Genomic DNA, 435 nt, shown 5'->3' on the forward strand with positions numbered 1-435 from the left:
AGGTGAACAGTTTGTCGCGGATGAGTCACTTGATAAAGGGGTTAAAGTAGTTAGAGAACAAGGCCAAGATGAAGAAACGACTACTATTCGTGTTTATAAAGTAAATGCACAAACAGGAGACTTGACTGAGCCAGAAGTTTCAACAAAAGTAGCCAAAGCAATGCAAGCGAAAATAACGGCAGTAGGAACAAAACCAACAGTTCAATCACAAGAAATTCCTTTTAAGACAGTTTATGAAGCAAATCCAGCGTTGAATTACAATCAAAAAATAGAAGAAACACCAGGGGAGAATGGTAGCTCAGTATCAACTACAAAATACACATTGAATCAAGAAACAGGAGCTATCTCAGAAGAAACTACAACAGAAAACACTCCAGCTAAAGACAAAGTAGTAAAAGTTGGAAATGTGGAAAAGATAGTGTCACCTATAGAAAT

At 37.0% G+C, this 435-nt stretch carries 1 protein-coding gene; it reads left to right on the forward strand.

Going from position 1 to position 435, the window contains the following annotated elements; genetic code table 11:
* The coding region (locus tag ADH54_RS09805) for a G5 domain-containing protein (protein ID WP_049524968.1) at nt 1–435 on the forward strand (435 nt) is incomplete at both ends.

The organism is Streptococcus pseudopneumoniae, assembly GCF_001072315.1.
GTDB lineage: Bacteria > Bacillota > Bacilli > Lactobacillales > Streptococcaceae > Streptococcus > Streptococcus pseudopneumoniae_R.